At 70.5% G+C, this 23,321-nt stretch carries 19 protein-coding genes and 1 tRNA gene; 6 read left to right on the top strand and 14 right to left on the bottom strand.

Features of this window, described 5'->3' with window-relative positions; translation table 11 throughout:
* Positions 1-24: 24 nt before the first annotated feature.
* Positions 25-1,608: a sensor histidine kinase gene (locus tag AB1046_RS05595; RefSeq protein ID WP_369373203.1), complete on the bottom strand. Its 1,584-nt coding sequence runs from the start codon at positions 1,606-1,608 to the stop codon at positions 25-27.
* Positions 1,601-2,359: a response regulator transcription factor gene (locus AB1046_RS05590; RefSeq protein WP_369373200.1), complete on the bottom strand. Its 759-nt coding sequence runs from the start codon at positions 2,357-2,359 to the stop codon at positions 1,601-1,603. Before AB1046_RS05590 ends, AB1046_RS05595 begins: the two co-directional genes overlap by 8 nt.
* Positions 2,360-2,648: 289 nt before the next feature.
* Here AB1046_RS05590 and AB1046_RS05585 point away from each other — a divergent pair, with 289 nt between their 5' ends.
* From AB1046_RS05585 to AB1046_RS05575, 3 genes are read left to right on the top strand one after another with little or no spacing between them, the layout of a single operon-like run.
* Entirely contained in the window at positions 2,649-3,548 is a 900-nt protein-coding gene (locus AB1046_RS05585; protein WP_369373198.1) for a polyphosphate polymerase domain-containing protein, read from the top strand.
* Positions 3,545-4,216 (top strand): DUF4956 domain-containing protein, encoded by a 672-nt coding sequence (locus AB1046_RS05580; protein WP_369373195.1) that lies wholly within the window; start codon positions 3,545-3,547, stop codon positions 4,214-4,216. Before AB1046_RS05585 ends, AB1046_RS05580 begins: the two co-directional genes overlap by 4 nt.
* Before the next feature lie 10 nt (positions 4,217-4,226).
* Positions 4,227-5,774, top strand: a complete 1,548-nt coding sequence (locus AB1046_RS05575; RefSeq protein ID WP_369373193.1) for a CotH kinase family protein — start codon at positions 4,227-4,229, stop codon at positions 5,772-5,774.
* 11 nt (positions 5,775-5,785) lie between these two features.
* Here AB1046_RS05575 and AB1046_RS05570 read toward each other — a convergent pair whose 3' ends face one another.
* Positions 5,786-6,187, bottom strand: a complete 402-nt coding sequence (locus AB1046_RS05570; RefSeq protein ID WP_369373190.1) for a hypothetical protein — start codon at positions 6,185-6,187, stop codon at positions 5,786-5,788.
* Positions 6,188-6,313: 126 nt separating this feature from the next.
* Between AB1046_RS05570 and AB1046_RS05565 the strand changes: the two genes are divergently transcribed.
* Complete coding sequence (locus AB1046_RS05565; RefSeq protein ID WP_369373188.1) at positions 6,314-7,096, top strand: GNAT family N-acetyltransferase; 783 nt, start codon at positions 6,314-6,316, stop codon at positions 7,094-7,096.
* A gap of 118 nt (positions 7,097-7,214) precedes the next feature.
* Here AB1046_RS05565 and AB1046_RS05560 read toward each other — a convergent pair.
* The 3 genes from AB1046_RS05560 to AB1046_RS05550 all read right to left on the bottom strand — a co-directional run bounded on the left by AB1046_RS05560 (position 7,215) and on the right by AB1046_RS05550 (position 11,802).
* Positions 7,215-7,288, bottom strand: a tRNA-Pro gene (locus AB1046_RS05560).
* A 425-nt stretch (positions 7,289-7,713) separates the two neighbouring features.
* Entirely contained in the window at positions 7,714-8,709 is a 996-nt protein-coding gene (locus AB1046_RS05555; protein WP_369373186.1) for a LacI family DNA-binding transcriptional regulator, read from the bottom strand.
* 168 nt (positions 8,710-8,877) lie between these two features.
* On the bottom strand, positions 8,878-11,802 hold the full coding sequence (locus AB1046_RS05550) for a CBM35 domain-containing protein (RefSeq protein ID WP_369373184.1): 2,925 nt from the start codon (positions 11,800-11,802) through the stop codon (positions 8,878-8,880).
* A gap of 164 nt (positions 11,803-11,966) precedes the next feature.
* On the opposite strand from AB1046_RS05550, the gene AB1046_RS05545 reads away from it, so the two are divergent.
* On the top strand, positions 11,967-12,980 hold the full coding sequence (locus AB1046_RS05545; protein ID WP_369373181.1) for a LacI family DNA-binding transcriptional regulator: 1,014 nt from the start codon (positions 11,967-11,969) through the stop codon (positions 12,978-12,980).
* A 38-nt stretch (positions 12,981-13,018) separates the two neighbouring features.
* Here the strand turns inward: AB1046_RS05545 and AB1046_RS05540 are convergent, their stop codons facing one another.
* Positions 13,019-14,326 (bottom strand): enolase C-terminal domain-like protein, encoded by a 1,308-nt coding sequence (locus AB1046_RS05540; RefSeq protein ID WP_369373178.1) that lies wholly within the window; start codon positions 14,324-14,326, stop codon positions 13,019-13,021.
* A gap of 149 nt (positions 14,327-14,475) precedes the next feature.
* Here AB1046_RS05540 and AB1046_RS05535 point away from each other — a divergent pair, with 149 nt between their 5' ends.
* Positions 14,476-15,159, top strand: a complete 684-nt coding sequence (locus AB1046_RS05535) for a FadR/GntR family transcriptional regulator (RefSeq protein WP_369373176.1) — start codon at positions 14,476-14,478, stop codon at positions 15,157-15,159.
* Positions 15,160-15,202: 43 nt separating this feature from the next.
* On the opposite strand, the gene AB1046_RS05530 is transcribed toward AB1046_RS05535, so the two are convergent.
* From AB1046_RS05530 to AB1046_RS05500, 7 genes are all read right to left on the bottom strand, one after another.
* On the bottom strand, positions 15,203-16,177 hold the full coding sequence (locus AB1046_RS05530; RefSeq protein WP_369373174.1) for an aldo/keto reductase: 975 nt from the start codon (positions 16,175-16,177) through the stop codon (positions 15,203-15,205).
* A 67-nt stretch (positions 16,178-16,244) separates the two neighbouring features.
* Complete coding sequence (locus AB1046_RS05525) at positions 16,245-17,411, bottom strand: ROK family protein (RefSeq protein WP_369373172.1); 1,167 nt, start codon at positions 17,409-17,411, stop codon at positions 16,245-16,247.
* Positions 17,412-17,529: 118 nt separating this feature from the next.
* On the bottom strand, positions 17,530-18,864 hold the full coding sequence (locus AB1046_RS05520; RefSeq protein WP_369373170.1) for an ABC transporter substrate-binding protein: 1,335 nt from the start codon (positions 18,862-18,864) through the stop codon (positions 17,530-17,532).
* Positions 18,861-19,187 (bottom strand): glycoside hydrolase family 95-like protein, encoded by a 327-nt coding sequence (locus tag AB1046_RS05515; RefSeq protein ID WP_369373168.1) that lies wholly within the window; start codon positions 19,185-19,187, stop codon positions 18,861-18,863. Before AB1046_RS05515 ends, AB1046_RS05520 begins: the two co-directional genes overlap by 4 nt.
* Entirely contained in the window at positions 19,079-21,358 is a 2,280-nt protein-coding gene (locus tag AB1046_RS05510; RefSeq protein WP_369373166.1) for a glycoside hydrolase N-terminal domain-containing protein, read from the bottom strand. Before AB1046_RS05510 ends, AB1046_RS05515 begins: the two co-directional genes overlap by 109 nt.
* Positions 21,355-22,293, bottom strand: coding sequence for a carbohydrate ABC transporter permease (locus tag AB1046_RS05505; RefSeq protein ID WP_369373164.1), 939 nt, complete (start codon positions 22,291-22,293; stop codon positions 21,355-21,357). The genes AB1046_RS05510 and AB1046_RS05505 overlap by 4 nt, the downstream gene beginning before the upstream one ends.
* Positions 22,293-23,234, bottom strand: a complete 942-nt coding sequence (locus AB1046_RS05500; RefSeq protein WP_369373162.1) for a carbohydrate ABC transporter permease — start codon at positions 23,232-23,234, stop codon at positions 22,293-22,295. The genes AB1046_RS05505 and AB1046_RS05500 overlap by 1 nt, the downstream gene beginning before the upstream one ends.
* Positions 23,235-23,321 lie beyond the last annotated feature (87 nt).

Here is a 23,321-nt window from a genome sequence, read left to right as displayed (position 1 = left end):
ATCTGTTCGACGGCCCACGACGAGTCATCGAGCGTCGCGAGGTAGCCGCACGGTGAACGTCGTGCCGGGCGAGCGAGACTCGCCTGCGGTGTCGCTGTGGACAGCGATCGTCCCGCCGTGCGCGGTCACGATCGCGTCGGTGATCGCGAGACCGAGGCCGGTCGACCCGCCGTTGCGGTTCCGCGCTACGTCACCGCGCGTAAAGCGATGAAAGAGGGTGGGTCGTAGGTCGGCGGGGACGCCTGGTCCGTCGTCGGAGACGCTGAGCATGACGGCGTCACCATCGCGTACGAGCTGCACGTCCACCCGCGTGCCCGGCGGGGTGTGCGTGCGTGCGTTGGCGAGCAGGTTCGCGAGCACCTGCCGGAGACCCGACTCGTCACCGGTCACGACCAGCTGGTCCTGGTCCTCGTCCATGGCCCCGGTGTGCGTGGCGCCGGCGTCGTCGCCCGGCAGGTCGAGCCTCCAGGCGTGACCCGGGCTGGCCGCATGTGCATCCATGACCGCGTCGACAGCGAGTGCTGCCAGGTCGACGGGGGACCGGTCGAGCGGTCGCCCGGCATCGAGGCGAGCGAGGAGCAGCAGATCTTCGATGAGCTCCGTCATGCGCACGCCCTCGGACTCGATGCGGTCCAGCGCGCGAGCCGCGGTGGGCGGGAGGTCTTCGGGGGCGCGGCGCACGAGCTCCGCATACCCGCGGATCGACGCGAGTGGTGTGCGCAGCTCGTGGCTCGCGTCGGCGACGAAGCTGCGCACCTGTGTCTCCGAGGCGTGCCGCGCCTGGAGGGACGTCTCGACGTTCTCGAGCATGCGGTTGAGGGCGGCGCCTACCTGCCCGACCTCCATCCGCTCATCCGTGAGCCCTTCGGGGACCCGGGGGATGGCGGTGATCACGCCTCGGGAGAGCTCGAGCTCCGAGACCCGGCTCGCGGCGGTCGCGACGTCGTCGAGCGGGCGGAGGGAGCGACGTACGAGCCACGCGCCGGCCAGTGTCGCGGCGAGCAGTGCCACGAGGCCGAGTGCCAGCTGCACAAGAACGTAGCGCTGCACGGTCGCGTCCACGGACTCGGTGTCGGTCGCGACGACCGATACCTGCCCGTCGTCGGTCGTCCTGTGCACCGCGCGAAAGGAGCCGAGGTCTGTCAGGTTCACTTCGTGCGGGAGCCCGTCCGCGGGAACGGCGGTGAGCTCAGAGACCTGGTCGTCATCGAGGGCCAGTCGCTCGAGCGTGGTCGTGACATGGTCGGCGAGGACAAGCTCGCCATCCTCGTATCGCACGACGGCGCTGCCGGCCCCGAAGCCCTCCGGGAAGGTTGAGGGGCCGCCGCCCAAGATGTCGTCCGGGATCGGCGGCGCGGCAACCCCCTCCGACGACTGCCGACCGGGTGCATCGTCGCCGGGCGGCCCGTGCGGGGGACGCTGCGAGAGCTGCCGGCTCGCCTGTTGGAGCTCGCGATCGGCCTGCGCGATGAGCTGCGAGCGCAGCACCGCCGTCGACGCCGTCACGAGGCCGACCGTCACGACCAGCACGATGGCGGCGAGCACGAGCACGAGTCGCCTCCGTAGCGTGATGGGTCGTCGCAGCGCGGCAAGCAGGCCGTCAGGCACGTGCAGCTTCTGCGCCCTCTACGGGCTTGAGGAGGTATCCGACGCCGCGCAGCGTGTGGATCATGGGCTCGCGCCCCTTGTCGATCTTGCGGCGCAGGTAGGACACGTACAGCTCGACGATGGCCGCCTGCCCGCCGAAGTCGTAGTGCCACACCCGGTCCAGGATCTGCGCCTTGGACAGCACTCGGCGCGGGTTGCGCATGAGGTAGCGCAGCAGCTCGAACTCGGTTGCCGTGAGCTGGATCTCCTCACCCGCGCGCCATACGTCGTGCGCGTCCTCGTCGAGCCTCAGATCGCCGACGGCGAGGACGGCGTCGTCCGCTCTGGTGATCGCGCCCCTGCGCCGCAGCAGGCCGCGCAGCCGGGCGACGACCTCTTCGAGGCTGAACGGCTTTGTCACATAGTCGTCGCCGCCCGCCGTGAGCCCGGAGACGCGGTCTTCGATCGCGTCGCGCGCCGTGAGAAACAGGACCGGCAGCCGGGCCTCCTGCTCGCGAAGGCGGCGCAGCACGGTGAGCCCGTCCATGTCCGGGAGCATGACGTCGAGCACCACGATGTCCGGAACGGTGTCGCGCACCATGCGGATGGCGGAGGCGCCGTCGAGGGCGGCGGAGACGGTCATCCCCTCAAGGCGCAAGGCGGACGTGAGGAGCTCGGCGAGGTTGGGTTCGTCGTCCACGACGAGGACCCGGACCGGTGAGCCGCCCGGCCCGGTGAGGCTCGGCTGGTCGGGCACGGGTGCGGCAATCATGGACCCAGCGTGGACCCGAACCCGGTGGTTGTCCTGAGCCGAACCTGTGTGTCCGCTATGTGTTTGGCGCCCGGCTTCCACGTTCTCAGGAGTCGCAAAGGTTGGTTCGACACTCTCCGGTTTCCTGATGATTCACCCACTCGCCAGATGTTGTTCATCTGTGGCGCGTGGCGACCAACGAGTCGCAACCAACGAGAGGAGTGGGCCCTTGCGCCTGTCCCGACGCGCAGCCGACCCACGTGCGAGACCGGACGCAGCCGGCGACGATCTTGAGTCGAGGACTGCGAGCTTGGTTCGCACGGACACGGCGAGCCGCCTGCACGCGTTCAACCGGTTCGAGATCAAGTACCTCGTGCCGCAGGACCAGGCCGACGAGCTCCGTGCTGAGCTGCGTCGGCACATGGACGACGACGCGCACTCCGGGGACGGGGGCTACCCGATCACGAGCGTCTACTACGACACCCAGCATCTGAAGTTCTACTGGGAGAAGGTCGAAGGGCTGAAGTTCCGGCGCAAGCTGCGCGTGCGCCACTACGGCACGGCCACCGACCTCACACCGGAGTCGAAGGTCTTCGTCGAGATCAAGCAGCGCGTCAACCGGGTCACGCAGAAGCGCCGGGTCTCCCTGTCGTACCGCGACGCCCTGCGGCTGTGCTCACCGGAGGGCTACGAGCCTGCTGGTGAGGTGAGCAGCCGTGAACGAGCCTTCCTGGACGAGGTCTCGACACTTGTGGGCGAGCTCGACCTGCGCCCCATCGTGACGACGGGCTACCACCGTGAGGCATGGGTGGGGCGTGAAGCGGACCTGGGTCTGCGTGTCACTCTCGACCACCGGCTCCGCGGCCGGGACCGCGACTTCCATCTCTCCTCCGAGAGCGTCAACCAGCTCACCCTGCCGTCCCGGCTGTCGGTGCTGGAGCTGAAGGCGAACGAGCGCGTCCCCGCCTGGGTCACGGACCTGACGGCCCGACTGAGCCTCGACGTGGTCCGGATCTCCAAGTACTGCCAGACCGTGCAGGCCTTCGGCCTCGCACCGCGGTCGGTCATGCACGCCGCCGACGAGGTCGACGCGATCCTGAGCAACGGCTCCGACGACGCGAACGACAGCTCTGGCGCCGCCCCCGCAGAGCCGACCACCCCGAACGGCGTCGACGACGCCCCGACCCGAAAGGGTGCACTTACCCGATGACTCTCGAAGACCTCAGCGGAACCTTTTCCGTGTTCGACGTCGCGATGACGTTGGCGCTCTCGTTCGTACTGTCCGCGGTGATCGCCTGGGTCTACAAGCGGACCCACCGGAACATCTCCTACAGCCAGTCCTACGTCCAGACCCTCGTCATCATCGGCATGATCGTCGCGGTGATCATGCTCGTCGTCGGGTCGAACATCGCCCGTGCCTTCGCGCTGGTCGGCGCACTGTCCGTGATCCGGTTCCGCAACGCGATCAAGGAGACCCGCGACGTCGGGTTCATCTTCCTCGTGATGGCCATCGGCATGGCGGTCGGAACGCGCTTCTACCTGCTGGCCGCGGCCGCGACGGTGGCGATCCTGCTGGTCGTCTTCCTCATGCAGCGCTTCGACTGGTTCAAGCTCGACATCCAGCGCCAGGTGGTCAAGGTCCAGGTGCCGCCCGAGCCCCGCTATCAGCAGGACGTCGCCGATGTGCTCGTCCGCATGACCCGTGAGTTCGAGCTCGTCAGCGTCGAGACCGTGCGCGGTGGTGCCCTGAACGAGCTCTTCTACTCGGTACGCCTCAAGCCGGGAATCACTACCACCGAGATCATCGACGCGCTGGGGGAGATCAATTCCGGGCAGAAGGTCACGGTCCTGACCGGCTACGACCAGTCCGACATGTGACGTGGTGACCATGAGCCTCGCGAGCCTGCGCAAACGCCTCCCGGTGCGCCTGCGTCAGCACTGGATACCGCTGACTGCCGGCCTGGCAGGGATCTCTGTCGCCCTCACGATCTTCGGTGACGTGGCGATCCGGCCCTACTCCACGAGCTCGGCCGCCGTCACCGACGAGGAGCTGATCATCCAGAACGTCGAGGGCACGGTCGACCTCTTTGATGACACGGTCGATCACGAGGTCCTGCTGTCCTACTCCCAGGACGACTACGACCGGATGCTTGACGCGTACTTCGCCGAGGGCGAGAAGGAGTGGATGACCGTCGACATCACCATCGACGGCACCACTATCGACTCCGCGGCAGTCCGGCTCAAGGGCAACTCCACGCTCTCGTCCCTGGTCGACGACCGCGTGGGCTCGGCCACCGAGGGCGAACAGGCCCCCGGCGGCCGCGGCGGCATGGATGAGGACGCGGATGAGGACGCGGATGAGGACGCGGGTGAGGTCGAGAGACCGCGGCCGCCCGAGGGCGCCGGTGGGGGTGGCGAGGGTGGCGGCGGCCTCCAACAAGCCTCGCTGAGCACTGATGAGCCTGAGTCCCTGCCCTTGCTGGTCAGCTTCGACGAGAACCAGCCGGGTCGCGCCTACCAGGGCATGACCGAGCTGTCGATCCGACCGGCCAGCGGGGTGAACACGTCGTCGCTCAACGAGGCCGTCGCGCTCGAGCTGACGGAGCAGTCCGGCCAGGTTACGCAGGACTACTCGTTCACGACCTACGCCGTGAACGACCGTCCGACGACGACTCGCCTCGTCGTAGAGAACCCCGACCCGCAGTACGCTGCCGGGCTCGAAGGCGACGGGGTGCTCTACAAGCTGCTGTCCACGAGCGTGTTCACCTTCCAGGGTGACGACCAGACCGAGTACACCGACGACTTCAAGCAGGTCAACCTCAACGGGAGCCAGGACCTGCAGCCGATCTTGTCGTTCCTCGAGTGGCTCGACGGTGCGTCCGACGAAGAGTTCGCCCAGGACCTGGACCAATGGGTGGATGTGGAGTCGTTCGCGACCTACCTGGGCACACAGGAGGTGCTCGGCAACTTCGACACGATCGCTGGGCCCGGCCGTAACGGCTACCTCTACTACGACCTCGACACCGGGCTCATCAGTGTCGTGTCGTGGGACCTCAACCTCGCCCTCGGCGGCATGTCGATGGGTGGCGGTGGCGGGTTCGCGGCTCGGGTTGGCGACGATCCAGCCGCCGAGGGGGCACCGGACGCTGAGGCGATGCCGGAGCGGCCAGCAGGCGGTGGTCCCGGAGGCGGTGGAGGGATGGGGGGCGAGAACGCGCTCGTCACCCGATTCGAGGCGAACTCCGACTACTCCGCGATGGTCGACCAAGTCGTGAGCGACCTGACCGCCGACTGGATCGAGAGCGGGGCGGGCGCGCAGCTCGTCGACGAGGTCGCGGCCCTGGTCCCGGTAACGGAAACCGTCGACCAGGCGGCGATCGATGCCGACGCCGAGACGGTCAAGTCGGCCCTCGTTGCTGCCGAGGCCAGCCCCTGACGGGGCCGACCTCAGGGCGTCTTCGGGCTGCGGTCGCGGACCAGGGCACGGGTAATGGCAGCGACGATCGTGCCGCCGCCGAGCGTGCCGATCAGCACAAGGATCGCGCCGACGGCCCAGAGCCCGGAGTCGTCGCTCGACGAGGCCTGGAGCGTCCAGGCCGCGGTGAAGGGCAGGGCGACGCCGAGCACCGCGAGCCAAGCCGGGAGCACCAGGGTGCCGATCACCACCAGGCCGACGAGCACAACGACGCACGCGATCACCTGGGGTGCCTCGTAGGGGCCCGTGACGTTGCCGGTGACGGGGTCGACGTCCTGGACCGTGTCCCGACCGAGCGTCCACCAGGTGACGATCGTCAGCGCGACGAGGGTGAACGTGGCGAGAGCGATGAAGTAGGGGTTCCGCGTCGTCATGGCCCCATTGTGCTGTGCGTTCCGGCGACGCGGCTCCTGGTCGCGGGCGTCGAGCTCACGTTCTGATCCGCTACGCTCCGACTTCTTCTGTCCGGTACGTCCTGCAAGAAGCATGAGGAGCACACGATGCCCAGCACCGACATCCGAGACCTCGATCCACTGCTCGCGAACATCCGCGCCTACTGGCTCGGATGGGGTGTCGACGTTCGACGCGACGACGGCGTCTCCTGGTACCGCAGCGGCATCGCCCACCCGCGTCTCAACGCCGTCCTGCGCGTCGATGACCCGGACGTCGTCGGAACACTCACTGACGTGCGTCGCAACCTCGACGGTGTGCCGTGGATCTGGGATGTCAACCTCGACAGCGCGCCGGGCACCGAGGAAGCACTCCTGGAGGCCGGTGCCGAGCCGATCGGCTCGATGCCCATCATGGCGCTCGACCTCGCGAAGCTGCCCGAGGAGACGGCCGGCAGCAGCGAGGTTCGCTTCGCGCAGACCGACGTCGACGCGGTCGCTCAGCAGGTCTCGACCTACGCCGCCTCGATGGGTGTACCCGACGACCAGTACGAGCGAACGGTTGCCGTCGAACAGGTCAGGTCGTACCCCGGCATGCGCTTCGAGCGGTTCCACGCGAGCATCGACGGCGAGCTCGTGGGTACGGCGGAGACGCTCGTAAACGGCGAGGCGGCTGGTCTGTACCTCGTTGCGACGCCGGCGGACCGACGCAGGCAAGGCATCGCCTCCGCCCTCTCGGCGTACGCGCTGCGGCGTGCCAGGGATCTCGGCGCCCGGATCGCGACCTTGCAGGCGAGCGAGCCCGGCGAGCCCGTCTACCGAGGCATCGGGTTCGAAGAGGTCGGGCGGACACGTTCGTTCATCGTGCCCACGCCTGCCCGCGCAGAGCTCTGAGCCTGCCAGTCCAAGAACGTTCACCACGCCTGACCTTGCGGCCCGGTTCTGATCGTGGCCGAGAACGAAAAACACCTTCCCACCCGCGTTTCCGCAGGTGGGAAGGTGTTTCACCACGTCGGGCTGACAGGATTTGAACCTGCGACCCCTTGACCCCCAGTCAAGTGCGCTACCAAGCTGCGCCACAGCCCGCGGCATTTCGAGCATGCTCGACAGTACCGGTTTTGACCCCGGAGGGCCGACCGAAATACTACCCCACCTCGACCCCGGTGCCAGACCAAGCGCGGGTTCGGGCCGTTGCTCATGTCCGAGGTCACAGTCCCGGCGACGGTCTGTGCTGGTTCGCTGGAACCCTTTGAGATCGGTCCCTTGCACTGGTTGCTCTGCGACGTCGGTCCCTTGCTCTGAGATCGGTCAATTAAATGACCGATCTCAGAGCAACGGACCGAAGTCACCGGGTGGGCGTAGGCAACGGACCGAAGTCACCGGGTGGGCGTAGGCAAGGGACCGAAGTCAGCAGGTGAGCGCAGGCAACGGACCGAAGTCGGCGCCGCCACGCTCCGGCTGAACACGGACGTCAGGGTCCAGCAGGACCGCGCGCCGGGGCCTGACCCCGGTCAGCCGGTGCTCTCGCGTATGACCAGGCGGTGGGGCGCGATGGTGTGCCGCGGGTCACCCTCGTTTCCGGCGATCCGGCACGCTAGCGCGCCCATCGCGGCCTCGGCGATCGCCTCCTTGTCGGGGGCTATCGTCGTCAGGCTGGGCCAGCTGTACCTGCCGTCCTCGATGTCGTCGAACCCGACGACGGCCACCTGCTCCGGGACGGACACCCCGGCGTCGTGCAGGGCGCGCATCGCGCCGAGCGCGAGCAGGTCGTTGAAGCAGAAGAGGGCGTCCGGCAGCTTGCGTCCCCGCAGGATCTCGCGCGCGGCGTCCGCCCCGCTGCGGCGCGTGAAGTCGTCGACGTACGCGACCCCCGCGGACGCCGGCGCAGCGGCGCCCATCGCCGCCTCGAACCCGCTCAGCCGCAGCGAGCTGGACGACGACCGCTCGGTGCGCAACGCGCCGACGGCCACCACCCGCTCCCTGCCGGTCGCCAGCAGGTGTTCGACGGCCTCGCGGGCGGCCGCGAGGTTGTCGATCTGGACGTGGTCGAAGCCGGGGTGCGACTCCTCGCCCAGGAGCACCACCGGCCGTTCCGTGCGGGATGACCTGGACAGGTCCTCGTCGGTCAGGTTCAGCGGGCTCACGATCACGCCGTCGAAGAGGGCCTTGGTCTCGGCGCGCGCGAGCAGCTCGCGCTCACGATCGCGCTCGCCGTCCGTCTGCTCGACCATGAGCGTGTACCCGTGGCGCCGGGCGGCCACGATGAGCTTGCGGGAGAGCTCCGCGAAGTACGGGTTGTCGAGGTCGGGCACCACCAGCGCGGCCATGCCGGTCCGGCCGGAGCGGAGCATCCGGCCGATCTCGCTCGGGCGGTAGTCGAGCTCCTCGATGGCGGCGAGCACACGCTCCCGGGTGCCAGGTGCGACGTTGACGGTTCCGCTCACGACGTTCGACACGGTGCGTGCCGAGACACCCGCGAGGCGTGCGACGTCCTCACGCTGACTCACCGCGACCTCCTTGCCGTAGCGACGCTGCTGCCAGTGCGATCGTAAGTCACGCGATCGTAGGCCAGCGGCTCCCGACGGCATCGGCGCACCTCACATGGTGGATGCTCGCGCGCCGCGGACGACCGCGGCGCGCGAGCACACGCTAGTGGGCAGGGCGGCACGCCCGGCTCAGAAGCCGGAGTTCCCGCCCAGCCGGTTGAGCACGAACCCCGTGTCGTTGAGCAGCCCGGCCGTCCCGGACCCCGACACCGTCGTGTTCGCGAACGTCGCGCTTCCGGCGGCGTGGAGCTCGATGCCGTAGGTGCCCGAGCCGGTGATGGCGACCCGGTCGAAGCTCACCTGCTGGATCGACTTCTCCCACGACATGAGCAGGCCCGCGTAGGTGCTGTCCACGATGGTCATGTCGCGGATCACGATGGGCGCGTCGATGGCGTGCACGTCGGCGTAGACCCACAGTGCGCCGAGCTCGGCCGGCCAGTTTGGCTCGCGGCTGCCCGTCCGGGTCAGCGTGTTGCGCTGCACCGTCGTCGTACCCGTGAACGGCACCCCGAACCGGGTGCTGATCGCGATGCCGGCCGCCGCGTTCACGGTGTCGGCGACGAGGTTGTCCTCGACCCGGTTGCCGCCCCCACCGCCGTAGACGGCCAGGCCGTTGGCCAGCGCCGGCGCCTGGACCGTGTTGAACGCGAACACGCAGCCGGTCACGGCGGCGCCGTCCGACCACATCGCCAGCGAGTCGTCACCGGTGTTGCGGAACGTCGACTGCGTCACCTGGGAGTTGGCCACGCCCGAGCGGAAGTTGATCCCGTCGGCGTACGTGTCCCGCACGCGCAGACCGACCGCGAACACGTCCCGGGAGCCCGGGCGCACCCACAGCCCCACCTTGGTGTGCTGCATCCAGATGTTCTGCAGCAGCGTCTCGCTCGCGAAGTCGCCCTCGATCGCGGCCTGGTCGTTCGCGTCGTCGCGCACGGTCGCCGAGCCGAAGATCGCGACGTCGGCGATGGTGACGCCACCCCCGGTCCCGTAGAACCCGCCCGCCCGGCCGGTGCCCGCGATGACCGAGTGCCACGGGCCCGCGCCGAGGACCGTCACGCCCGACACCTGGATCGCCGTGTTCACGTGGAAGGTGCCCGCCGGGATCCAGACCGGCACGCCCGCCGCCTTCGCGGCGGCCACCGCGGCCGTGATGGCCGACGTGTCGTCCCCGCCGCCGGGGGTGGCGCCGTGCGACGTGATCGACACCGCACCGCTCGGCGCGCTGAGCGCGGGCGCGATCCGCTCGGCCTCGACCAGGTCGATGTCGATGTGGCCCACGGCGGACGAGTCCTTCTGCAGCCGCAGGACCGTGCCCGCGGGCTGCTCGGGGAGGTCGAACCGCAGCTCGTCGTAGAACCGGTGGGCGCTGCCCAGCGCCGGGTCGTTGAAGTACGGGTACGCCCCGTACACCCAGCTGTGGGCGGAGCTCAGCGTGACGTCCTTGAGCTTGGTGCTGCCGGCGTATATCGCCAGGGGAGAGGTCAGGCCCGTGCCGGCCGCGTTGTCGGGGATCGAGTAGCGCACGACGACGCCGCTCGCGGGCGCGGTGAGCGTGACTCCCACGTTCTCGCCGACCGCGTCCAGCCGCACCGCGCTCCGGCCGCTCGACTCCGCCTGCACTGTCCCGTAGGTGCGCGACGGCGTGAGCCTGGTCCCGTTGGTCGCCCCCGCTTCGGCCTCGTACTGCTTGTACGACGCCGAGGCGCCCCGCGCGGCTAGCTCGGACTCGCTGGAGACGACGAGGCTGTCGATCAGCACGTCACCGCCCGCGCCCGCAGCCCGGACACCCACGGTGTTGACGCCGGCACGCACCGGGACGCTCGCCGTGACGGTGCGCCACCCGCTGCCCGCGGGGAAGGCCACCTGGCCGGTGACCCGGCCGTTGACCAGCAGGTCGAGTGTGCGCGCCCCGCCGGAGAAGACGAACGTCGCGGTTGCGCTGCCTGCCGCATCAACCTGGACGGTGCGCAGCAGGCGCGCGCCCGCGCCGGTGAAGCCCCCGACGTAGCCCGACCCGGTGAAGCCGCCGGTGGCGGTCCCGACGACGGCGCCTCCCGAGCGGTAGGCGCTCTCGGCCTCGCCCGGCCCCGCGGGCTGCGGCGGCACGTTCGCCGTGACGTCGAGCTTGTCGATGTTGGCATTGCCGTTGTCGCCGGAGTCGTAGGCGAGCCGGAGGTCGTGGTTGCCTGCCGTGAGCGTCGCGGTGTGGGTGACGGTGGACCACGCATCCCAGCTCGCCGTCGCGGGCAGCGAGAGCTGGGCGAGCCTGGTGCCGCCGTCGTACAGCGATAGTGTGCGGGCCGAACCGGTGCCGTTCGCGTAGCGGACCGTCAGGTCCTTGGCGCCCGCCGCGGCGACCTGCACCTTGAACGTGGTCGACGCCGAGCCCGCGTTGGCGTCGGTGTATCCGCCGACGAACCCGGAGCCGGAGAACCCGGTGTGGTCCGTGGCGACCACCGCGCCGCCGGCGAGCGTGGCCGCCTCGGCCTCGAACGTCGGCCCAGGCCCGTAGTCGGCGCCGCTCGCACCACCCGAGTCCGTGACGTCGAGGCTGTCGAGGTTGACGTTGCCGGAGTCGGCGGTGCCGAACCGGTAGCCGACCGAGTGGCTGCCTGCGGACAGCGTGACGACGGCGTTCTGGGTCGCCCAGGTGCTCCAGCTCGCCGTCGGCTGGAGCGTGACCTGCTGCGCGGCGCCGTCGACCAGGAGGGTCAGGGTCTTGGCCGAACCCGTCCCGTTGGCGTACCGCAGGGCCAGCGTGTGCGGGCCCGACGTCGAGGCGGTCACGGTGAACGTCGTGGTGGCGGCGCCCTTGTTGCCGTCGGTGTAACCACCGACAAACCCGGATCCGCTGTAGCCGGTGTGCTCGGTGGCCACCACCGCGCCGCCCGAACGGGAAGCCTGCTCGGCCTCGTAACGGGTGGTCGCGGCCCCGGCCGGCAGGGCGCTCGCCGTCACGAGGGCGCCGCCGGCGACGGCGAGCGCCGCCAGCAGGGCGAGGCGTCGTCGCCAGGCCGGGAAGGTGCGGGTGTCACTCCATGTTCTGCGCGGCATGAGATCTCCTTTGATCGGGATGCGCACTGTTCACCGCGGGTGGATGGAGCAAGGTTTAGCGGTAAACTTGAGGAGAAGGTACGGCGGTGTCGCCCGCCGGGTCAAGGGGCGACCCTAAGATGCCGCGAGAGGCGGATGCCGACGAGGGGCCGGGGGAGGATCGCGTGACCGCAAGACTCAGCGACATCGCAGACGAGGCCGGCGTCAGCAGGATGACCGTCTCGAACGTCATGAACGGCAAGAGCGCGCGGGTCTCACCGGCGACGGTGGAGCGGGTGCTCGCGATCGCCGGCCGGCTCGGTTACGTCCCGAACATCCCCGCGCGCAGCCTCGCGGCGAACAGCTCGCACATCGTCGCGGCGCTGGTCCCTGTGGGGGAGAACAACAGCCTGCTGGTCAGCCCGCACACCGTCGCCGTGGTCGGCGGCATGGAGACCCACCTGCGCCACCGGGGCTACCACGTGCTGCTGCGCGGGATCGAGCACGAGGACCAGGTGGCCCAGACGATCCGCGGCTGGTCGCTCGACGGGGTGGTCCTGGTCGAGTTCCCCGACGCCCAGGTCGACCGGCTCCGCATCGACGGCGTGCCGGTGGTCGCGATCGACAGCTACTCGTCGAACCCGCGGGCGATTGGCGTGCGCAGCGACGACCACCGCGGCGGATGGCTCGCCGGTGCGCGCCTGGCCGACGCCGGCCACCGGCACGTGCTGTTCGCCGGCCCGCCCTACCAGGGGATGGGGGTGGTCGGGCAGCGCTGGGCCGGCTTTCGCGCCGCCTGCCTGGACACGGGGCTCGACCCGCGCGACGTCGTGACCGAGGAGGTGCTCACGACGTTCGAGGAGGGCCGCCGCCTAGGCCTGAGGCTACGGCGCGACCGCCCGGAGGTGACCGCCGTGTTCGCGACCGCCGACCACCTCGCGGTCGGGATCATGGCGGGCATCGCCGAGGCCGGCGGGTCCGTGCCCGGTGACGTGTCGGTCATCGGGTTCGACGACCTCGACTTCGCCGCCTACACCACGCCGGGCCTGACCACCGTCGCGCAGAACATGCCCGCGAAGGTCGCCGAGGCGTCGCGGATCATCCTCGACGAGATCGAGCACGGCCAGGGCCCGCGGGAGCCCGTCGCGCTCGACGTGCGCCTCGTCGAGCGCGGCTCGGTCGCGCCGCCCAGGCCGTAGCCCAGAGCGGCGGCGCAGCGGGCGTCGTCAGCGGTCCGTCACTGCGCGGCTTCCTGCCAGACCGGCCCGTCCGGGTAGAGGTGCTGCTCGAGCGACTCCGCGAGCAGCTCCATGCCGCCGCCCGGCGCCTGAGGTGCCACGTACCGTCCGCCCTGTAGCCGGGCCGGCGTGACGAAGTGCTCGTGCAGGTGGTCGGCGAACTCGATGGTCCGCCCCTTCGTGCTGCCGGAGACGGCGACGACGTCGAACATCGACAGGTGCTGGACGGCCTCGCAGAGGCCGACACCGCCGGCGTGCGGGCAGACGGGGATGTCGAACTTGGCCGCCAGCAGCAGGATCGCGATGTTCTCGTTGACGCCGGCGACCCGGGTCGCGTCGAGCTGGAGCACGGACAGCGACCCGGCCTGGAGCATCTGCTTGAAGATCACCCGGTTGGCGACGTGCTCGCCCGTGGCAACCGGGACGGGCGCGATGCGGCGGGCGATCTCGGCGTGCCCCAGGATGTCGTCGGGGCTGGTGGGCTCCTCGACCCACGCGACCCCGTAGGGGGCGAGCTCCGCGATCCAGGGCGCCACCTCGTCGACGTCCCAGCGCTGGTTGGCGTCCACCGCGATGCGGATGTCCGGGCCGACGGTCTCGCGGGCGAGCGCCATCCGGCGGATGTCGTCCTGGAGGTTGTCGCCGACCTTGAGCTTGATCTGCTCGAACCCGGCGCTGACGGCCTCCTTGGCCAGCCGCACGAGCTTCTCGTCGGAGTAGCCGAGCCAGCCCGGTGTGGTCGTGTAGGCGGGGTACCCGTCGCGCACGAGGTCGGCCTCGCGCTGCGCGCGCCCGGGCTCGGCGGACCTAAGGATGGCGAGCGCCTCGTCGGGCGTGAGCGCGTCGGTCAGGTAGCGGAAGTCGACGAGGGCCACGAGCTCCTCGGGCGTCAGCGACGCCAGGAGCCGCCACAGCGGCAGGCCCGCGCGCTTCGCCTTCAGGTCCCACAGGGCGTTGACGACGGCCCCGATGGCCATGTGCATCACGCCCTTCTCCGGGCCGAGCCAGCGGTACTGGGAGTCGTACACCAGGGTGCGCCAGGTGCCGCCCATGTCGTCCAGGAGCTCCTCGACGTCGGCGCCGACCAGGCCGGAGGCGACGAGCTCGACGGCGGCCGTCTGGAGGTCGTTGCCGCGCCCGATGGTGAACACGAACGCGTCGCCGGTGAGCCCGTCGCCGTGGTCGGTGCGCACCGTGAGGTAGGCGGCCGAGTAGTCGGGGTCGGGGTTCATGGCGTCTGAACCGTCGAGCTGGCGGGACGTCGGAAAGCGGACGTCGCGGGTCTCGACACTGACGATGCGGCTCACGATTCTCCTTTGACGAGTGCGCGAGGATCGAAACATAGGATGTCTGGCCGTGTCAATGGGGACTCGGCACCAGCGTTCCGCGACTCGCCCGCCAAGACATCGGAGGTTTGCCGCGTGGAATCCCGTTCGGTCCCGTAGGATTCGTGGTTATGGCCGTGACTGATACCGCGATCCGCAGGATCAAGCAGATGATCGTCGACGGCGAGCTGCGCCCCGGTGACCGGCTGCCGTCCGAGAAGGAGCTCAGCGAGCGGCTGGGCCTCTCGCGCAGCTCGATGCGCGAGGCGGTCAAGGCACTGGAGGTCATCCGGGTGCTCGACGTGCGTCAGGGCGACGGCACCTACGTCACCAGCCTGGAGCCGGCGCTGCTGCTGGAGGCCATCTCGTTCGTGGCCGACCTGCACGACGACCACGCGGTGCTCGAGCTGTTCGCCGTGCGCCGGATCCTGGAGTCGGCTGCGACCGGGATCGCCGCCGTCCGCGCGGACGCGGCCCTCGTCGCGGACCTGCGCGCCCAGCTCGAGCTGGTGTCGGGGGACACGAGTGTCGCCGAGCTGGTGCAGCACGACCTGAAGTTCCACGCGGCGGTCGTGGACGCCGCCGGGAACGCGTACCTGTCCACGCTGGTCGAGTCGCTGTCCGGGGCCACGGTCCGCGCACGGGTCTGGCGCGGGCTGACCCAGGAGGGTGCCACCACCCGCACCCTGGACGAGCACCGGGCCATCGTCGACGCCCTGGAGGCCGGGGACGCGCGCCTCGCGGAGTCGCTGGCGGTCGCGCACGTCGCGGGCATCGAGCAGTGGCTGCGCCGCTGGGCGGCGCCGGCCGACTGACCGGCGGCCACTGGGGTCGGGCAGGTCGGGCGCGTCAGGCGGGTCATGCCGGGAGCAGGCCGTCATCCTGGAGCTGCTCCCACAGGGCCTCAGGCAGGGCCTCGGCCAGGCGTTCGGTGTTCTCCCGGACCTGGCCGGGCTGTTCGGCGCCGACGACGACGGCCCGCACCAGCGGGTCGCGCAGCGGGTACTGCAGGGCCGCGGCGGGCAGCGTGGTCCCGTGCTGCGCGCAGACGCGGGCGATCGCCTGGGCGCGACGCAGCACGTCCGGCGGGACGGCGCCGTAGTCGTACCGGCCGCCCGCGGGGTCCTGCCGGGCCAGCAGGCCGGAGTTGAACACGGACGCGGCAACGATGCCCACGCCGTGCTCCGCGCACGCGTCCAGCACCTCGGGCCGTACGGGCTGCTCGACGAGCGTGTACCGGCCCGCGACCATGAGCAGGTCGAGCGCGCCGGTCCGGACGGCGTCGAGCAGGGCGGGTGTGGACATCGAGCCGACGCCGATCGCCCGCACGAGGCCCTCGTCGCGCAGCGCAGCGGCGCCCGGGACCCCGGTCGCGAGCGCGTCCGCGAGCCCGTACCGCTCGGGGTCGTGCAGGTACAGCACGTCCACCCGGTCCAGGCCCAGCCGGTCCAGCGACTCCTCGAGGCTGCGGCGGACGCCGTCGGCGGAGAAGTCCGGTACCCGTTGCAGGTCGGCGGGGACGGCGAAGCCCTGTTCGAGATCGAGCGTGCCAGCGCCGGCCGGGTTCGGGCGCAGGAGGCGTCCGGCCTTGGTCGACAGGACGTACTCGTCGCGCGGCCTGGTCCGCAGGAACGCCCCGAGCCGGCGCTCGGAGAGGCCGAGGCCGTAATGCGGCGCCGTGTCGAAGTGCCGAATGCCGAGGTCCCAGGCGGTCTGCAGGATCTCGTGGGCGCTCTCGTCGGACATCTCCTGATGGAGGTTCCCGAGGGTCGCGGCTCCGAACGCGATGCGCCCGAGCTCGATCGTGCGCCTCGTGGTCTTCGGCAGCGTCATCGAACGCCTCTCTGGTCGCCGAAATGGTTCGCCGGCGTGGTTCGCCGGCGTCGTTCATGGGCGTGGCTCAGCGCGTGAGGCTGCGGATCGCCGCGGCGGCGGCGCCGCGGGCCCAGTCCTCGAAGGTGTGCGGGCGCACCACGATGCGGCACCGGCCGGCCGCGCCGAACGCGTGCTCGCGGTACGCACCGAGCAGGCTCTGGTCGAACAGGTCGAAGTTCGACACCGCCTCGCCGCCCAGGATCACGAGGTCGGGCCCGGTCAGGTTCACCAGGCTCGCGATGGCGGTCCCGATGGTCCGGGCGGCCTCGGTGAATGCCTCGGTCGCCGGCACGTCGCCGTCGTGCGCGAGGCGCACCGCCTCGGTGATCGAGACGTCGCGCCCGTGCGCGGCCGAGATCGCCGCGACGATGGCCGGCGTCGCCGCCACCGCCTCGACGCACCCGCGGCGGCCGCACCCGCAGATCCGGTCCCGGGGCGCGAGGGGCAGGTGGCCGATCTCGCCCGCCACGCCGTGCACACCCTCCACGACCTCGCCGTTGACGTGCAGGCCGGCGCCGATCCCGAGGCCGATCGTGACGATGGCGAAGGAGTCGATGCCGAGGCCGACACCGAACAGGTGCTCGGCGATCGTCAGGGCGCGCACGTCGTTCTCGATGACGACGGGGGCGCCCACCCTCGGCTCCAGGAGCGCACGGAGGTCGACGGCGGTCCACCCCATGTTCGCGGACTCCCGGACCGTACCGGCCGATGTGTCGACGTCGCCCGACACCGCCACGCCGATGCCGGCCAGGAGCCCGGCGTCGCGCCCCAGGGGCGCCTGGAGACGAGCGCAGACCTGTGCGATCGCCGCCACCACGGACTCGGGGTCGTGGTTCGTGAGCGGCGCCCGGTGTGTCGCCAGCACCTGGGTGGTCAGGTCGGTGGTGACGCCGATGAGCTCGTCGACGTTGACCTTGATCCCGATGGCGATGAGTGACTCGGGAACGATCGCCACCGGGCTCACCGGGCGTCCGGGCAGCCCGTCGCGTCGCGACCCGAGGTTGTCGACCACCAGGCCGGCGGTCACCAGCGGCGCCACCGCCTTGGTGACCGCGGCCTGCGAGAGCCCGGTGACGCGGGAGACGTCGATCCGGCTGATCGGGCTGCGCGTCAGGACCGTCGTGAACACGTACGACGCGGACGCGGACAGCGAGCGCAACAGCGCGATCCGTGCCGCGGCCTCGTCGTTCATCGCCCACCGTTCATCGTCTTGACAGCTCTCTCGGACCGTTTGTGTCGTATCCGTCCAGGTCAGTCACACCGTAACGAACCGCGGGCGGGATCCGGTGACCGGCCCGCCCGCGATCCGGTTACTGGGTCAGGATCTGCTCGGACTCGGTAGCCATCTCGGTGAAGACGTCCTCGTCCCGCTCGCCGGTGAAGTAGCCCTCGAACATCGGCTGGATGGTGTCCGCGATCTGCTGGCCGTGTGCGAGCGGCGGGGTCGGGTAGATCTCGCCGTTCTCGAGGATCTGGACGAAGCTGGAGATGTCCAGGCCCTCCTCGGCCTGCGCGTCGATGGTCGCCTGGAGGGACGCCCCGATCGAGGGCAGGAAGGTGGCGCCGGCTCCAGCGGTCGACTGGCAGGCCTCCGAACCCATGTAGCTGACCCACGCCCAGGTCTCGTCGACGTTCGGGGTCCCGGCGTAGATGTTGTTCGCGTTCGAGTTGCTGATCATCATCCGGCCCTCCGGGCCTTCGACGGTCGGCGCGACCTCGACCTCGACGCCAGGGATCTTCGTGATGGTGGTGGCGTCCCAGGTGCCGCCCTGCACGATGGCGACCGAGCCGGAGCCCATCTGCTCCGCCCCCGACACGGTGAACTGGCCGAACTCGGGCATGAACCCGCGCTCACCGAGGCTGCGCACGTACTCGAGCGTCTCGACGAGCTCCGGGTCGTCGTACGGGATCCGCGTCGGCCACGCGGCGTCGTCGCCGCCGAGCCGCCAGCCGAGCGTGGAGACGAACGAGTTCCACGTCACCTGGCCGTTGTAGTCGTTCGCGGTGAGGCTGTTGATGCCGTAGGTCTCGACGTCCTCCGGGTCGAAGCCGGGCTCGTCGCCCCGCACGCCGTTCGCGTCGATGGTGAGGTGGGCGACGATGTCGTCGAACGTGCCGCCGTCCTCCGGGTTCCACGTCATGGTGCGGATGTCCTCGGCCGTGAGGCCGGCGTCCTCGACCATGGCGGTGTTGAAGTAGATCGCCGAGGCGGCCCAGTCCAGCGGGATGCCGTACTGCTGGCCGTCCGTGTACTGCCAGGAGTCGACGCCGATGTCGAAGACCGACAGGTCGTAGCCGGTCTCCTCGATCAGGTCGTCGAGCGGCATGATCTGGCCCTGGCCGGCGTACTCGCCCAGCAGGGGCACGCTGTTCTGGAACGCGTCCGGCGCGGTGCCCGCCACGAAGCCCGCGGTGAGCCTGGTGAAGTAGTCCTCCACCCCGTACTGCGAGATGTCGACGGTGATGCCCGGGTTCTCCTCCTCGAAGCCCGGGATGCACTGCTCGTAGGCCGCCGCCTGACGCTCGTCCCAGGTCCACCAGTTCACGGTGACGCCCTCGGACGCGGTGTCGTCGCCGGAGCCGCAGGCGGTCAGGCCTGCGGCCATACCGACGATGACTATGGCTGTGCTGATCTGTCGTCTCATGTCGTGCGTTCCTCACTGTGGACGAGGACGCCTTCGTCGGCGCCCCCTGGTGCTTCGTCAGTTGCGTGTAGGTGGCCGTCGAGCCGGAGCCGCCCGTGGGCGGGCAGGTCCAGGTCGGCGGAGGAGCCGCGGAACCGGACCCGGACGGGCCGGTCCGCGCCCGACAGGTCGGTCAGCGTGGCTGACGTCAGGTCGCCGTCCGCCCATTCCAGGTCTACGGCGACACCGCCGCGGGCCCGCAGGCCCGAGACGCTGCCCTCGGACCAGGCCTCGGGCAGCGCGGGCAGCAGGTCGATCGCGCCGCGGTGGCTCTGCAGCAGCATCTCGGCGACGGCGGCCGCGAAGCCGTAGTTGCCGTCGATCTGGAACGGCGGGTGGGTGCTGAACAGGTTGGGCTGAAGCCCGCCCCACTCCGACCCGTCGACGGGGGCGGCCCGGGCGACGTCGCCCCCGTAGGGCGTGAACGCCTCCTCGAGCAGGGCCGCTGCGTGCTCGGCGTCGCCGAGCCGGGCGCGGAGCGCCACCTTCCACGCCCACGACCAGCCCATGGCGCCGGGACCGCGCTCGTCCAGGAAGCGCCGGGCGCCTTCAGCCGGCCGGGGGTGCTCTCCGGGTCGACGGTGCCGAGCGGGTAGAGCGCCACCAGCGGCGACATGTGCCGGTGAGCGGGCTCGTGGTCGGCCACGGGGGCGGCCCACTCGGCCAGGCGGCCGTCCGGCGCGACCTCGACCGGCTGCAGGCGGGCGCGCGCGGCGGTGATCTCGGCTGCGAGCGGGTCCTCAGCATCGAGCACGTCGCCGAGCGTGTCGATCGTCTCCAGCGCGCGGTCGAACAGCGCGCCGATCAGGCTCAGGTCCATGGTTGCCGTCAGACCGAGGGACTCGGACTGCCCGTCCGGGCCCGTGTACCTGTTCTCCGGCGACGTCGACGGGCTCGTGCGCAGCAGGCCGGTGGACTTGTCCTCGACCAGCCAGTCGAGGCAGAACTCGGTGGCACCCCGCAGCAGCGGCCAGATCCGGGACCGCAGCAGGTCCTTGTCGCCCGAGAAGGCATAGTGGTCCAGCAGGTTGTGGGTGAGCCAGACGCCGCCCATCATCCACAGCGCCCAGCCCACGCTGCCCTGCTGGCCCCTGCCGACCGGCAGCGACCAGCCCCACAGGTCGCTGTTGTGGTGGGCGACCCACCCGCGGGCGCCGTACAGCTCGCGCGCCGCCCGGGTGCCGGTCGCCGCCATCCGCTCCACGAGGCTGATCAGCGGCTCGAACGACTCGTCGAGGCCCAGTACCGGCGCCGGCCAGTAGTTCATCTGGGTGTTGATGTTGATCGTGTAGTTCGACGACCAGGGCGGGCGCGGGTCGTCGTTCCAGATGCCCTGGAGGTTGGCGGCCACCCCGCCCGTCCGGGACGAGGCCCCCAGCAGGTAACGGCCGAGCTCGGCCATGATCGTGGCGCGCAGGGGCTCGTCGCCGCCGTACAGGAGGTCGTGCACGTCCCAGGTGCCCGACCGGCGCCCGCCGATCGCGAAGCGCGCGCCGGACACGTGCTGCTCCAGGTCCGCCTCGTGCTCGGCGAGCAGGTCGGCGGCCGGGCGCGCGGCGGCGGCTCGCGCCGCGGCGAGCGCCCGGTCGTGCAGGTCCGCGGTGGGGGTGGTGCGCCACGCGTCGCCTGCCGGGTCGGCCCACCACAGCGCGGACCGGCCGGCGGTGGAGAGCACGGCCAGGATCCGGGTCGCCCCGCGGACCGTCGTCCGGTCGCTCTGGTGCTCGACCGACCCGTCGGTGTGGACCGCGAGCGCGGCCCAGGTGACGTGGTCGAAGACGTCGGCCGCGGTGTTGTTGGCGGAGCCGGCGTCGGCGTAGCGGTGCGCCGGGAGGTCGCGCTCGTGCTCCGGCGGCCCGTCCAGCGGTGCCTCGATCTCGACGGCCACGCCGTCGGGCGTCGTCCGGCGGCTGCGCTCGCGCAGCGGGGTGGTGAGCCGGACGTCGACGTCGAGCACCGGGCCCTCAGCGATCCACTCGACGACAAGCGCCTGGGCGGGGGCCGAGACCCAGGTGTGGCGCACGGTGGTTACGCCGTCGACGACGAACGACTCCTGAAGGGCGCCGCGGTCCAGGTCGAGGTCGCGCGCCGCGGCCTCGGCGCCGGCCGGGTCCCGTACCAGGGTCAGGTGCAGGTCGGCGAGCGGCAGGAACTCCTGCGAGTACGGCCCCTCGAAGGTGAGCAGCTCGCGCTCGGCGGCCCGCAGGTCGCCGTCGTCCAGTGCCGTACGGGCCTGCGCGAGGCGGGCGGGGCCTGCCCCGCCCGCGAGGACGGCGTCGAGTGCGCGGTCCGGGCCGTCGGGTGTGCCCGACCAGACCGTGGAGTCGTTGAGCGCGAGCCGGCCGGAGGCGCCGCCGAAGGCCATGGCGCCGATGCGGCCGTTGCCCAGCGGCACCGCCTCGGCCCACTCGGCGGCGGGGGAGGACCACCGCAGGCGCAGCGTGTCGTGTGTCATTTGATACCCGTGAATCCGATCGAGTTGACGATGCGCTTACCGAAGACCATGAAGAGCACGAGCATCGGCAGGGCGGCGACCAGGGTTGCCGCCATGAGCCCGGCCCAGTCGGGCTGGGCCTGCGGCGAGGACTGCTTGAACACGGCCAGCGCCAGGGTGAGCGGCTGGACGCTCTCGTCGCTGGTGACCAGCAGCGGCCAGAAGTAGTCGTTCCACGCGTTGATGAATCCGAGGATCGACAGGGTGGTGATCGGCCCGACCGACATCGGCAGGGTGATCTGGAACATCACGCGCAGCCGCCCGGCGCCGTCGATCAGCGCGGCCTCCTCGGTCTCGGTGCTGAGCCCGAGCATGAACTGCCTGAGGAAGAAGATGTTGAACGCCGAGAAGAGCGCCGTGGGCAGCACCATGCCCGCGAAGGTGTTGAGCAGCCCCAGCTCGCGCACGAGCACGAAGTTGGGCAGCAGCGTGAGGATGCCGGGCACCATCAGCGCGCCGAGGAACAGGTTGAACACCAGGTCGCGGCCGCGCCAGTGCAGGCGGGCGAACGCGTAGGCGGCGAGCGTCGAGAGGAACACGACGACCACCGTGGACAGCGTCGCGTAGATCACGGAGTTGAGCAGGAAGTGCCCGATCTGGATGGACGCCCCTGAGCCGCCCTCGGCGATCGACTCCTCGGTGGTGGCCAGGCCGAGCACCCGCCGGAACGCGCCGAGCGTGAAGTCGACGGGCAGCAGGGAGGCCGGCTCGGCGAGCAGCGCGAAGTTGTTCGACAGCGCGGTGCGCAGGATCCAGTAGAACGGGAAGACGGTGATGAGCATGACGATCACCAGGTACGTCCAGGCGACGATGCGGCCGGGCCGCACTGCCGGACGGCGAGAGGCCGGGCGGCGTGCTGTTGTACCCGGGCGGGTCAGGGTGTCCGTGGTGGCCATCAGTTGGTGTCCGATTCGCTCGCCCGCAGCAGGCGTAGCTGCAGGAAGGTGATGACGATGAGGATGGCGAAGAGCGCGAGCGACATCGCCGAGGCGTACCCGAAGTCGAACTGGCCGAACGCCTTGCTGTAGATGTACATCTGGAGCACGTTCGACGCGTTGGCGGGGCCGCCCCTGGTGGACACCTGGACGATGTCGAAGACCTGGAACGCGCCGATCACGTTCAGCACGAGGACCAGGGCCAGGACCGGGCGCAGCAGCGGCAGCGTGAGCCGGCGGAACATCTGGACCTCGCTGGCGCCGTCGATGCGGCCGGCCTCGTAGATCGTGGCCGGGATGGTCTGCAGCCCGGCGAAGACGATGATCGCCGTGTAGCCCATCGACTTCCAGATGCTGATCAGCGCGATCGTCGGGATCGCCCAGTCGCGCGAGCCCAGGAACGGTATGCCGCTGCCGCCGAGCGCCTCGATGGCGATGTTGACGATGCCGAGCTGGGTGTCGAGCATCCACGACCACACGGTCGCGGCGACGACGCCCGAGATGAGGAACGGCAGGATCATCACGCCCCGGACCACCGTCGAGGTGGTCACCCGGTGCAGCACCGCCGCCGTCACCACCGACAGGACCGTGCCGAGCGTCACCGACAGGACCACGAAGTACACGGTGACCCCGAGCGACTGCCAGAAGACGTCGTCACCGGCGAGCTCGACGAAGTTGTCGAACCCCACCCAGGTGGGCGGCGACAGCACCCGGAAGTTGGTGAAGCTGAGGTAGATGCCGCGCAGGGTCGGGTAGACGGCGAACACCAGGAAGCCGACCGCGGCCGGGGCGATGAGCAGCCAGGCGAGGCGGGCGTCCGCGCGATGGGCCGGCGACCCGGTTCGTCGTCTTAGAGGTACCTGCGTGCGTGACAGGGCAGGCCCTGTAGGCAAGAGCGTCATCGGTCTTCCTGATCTTCGTGTGCGATCTCCCGGCCGGTGCCGGAACTCGTCGTCGTCGACAACTCGGTTCTGAGCAGTCGACACAAA

It is taken from the genome of Promicromonospora sp. Populi (genome assembly GCF_041081105.1).
Classification (GTDB): domain Bacteria; phylum Actinomycetota; class Actinomycetes; order Actinomycetales; family Cellulomonadaceae; genus Promicromonospora.
This window is presented reverse-complemented; position numbering and strand designations above follow the sequence as displayed.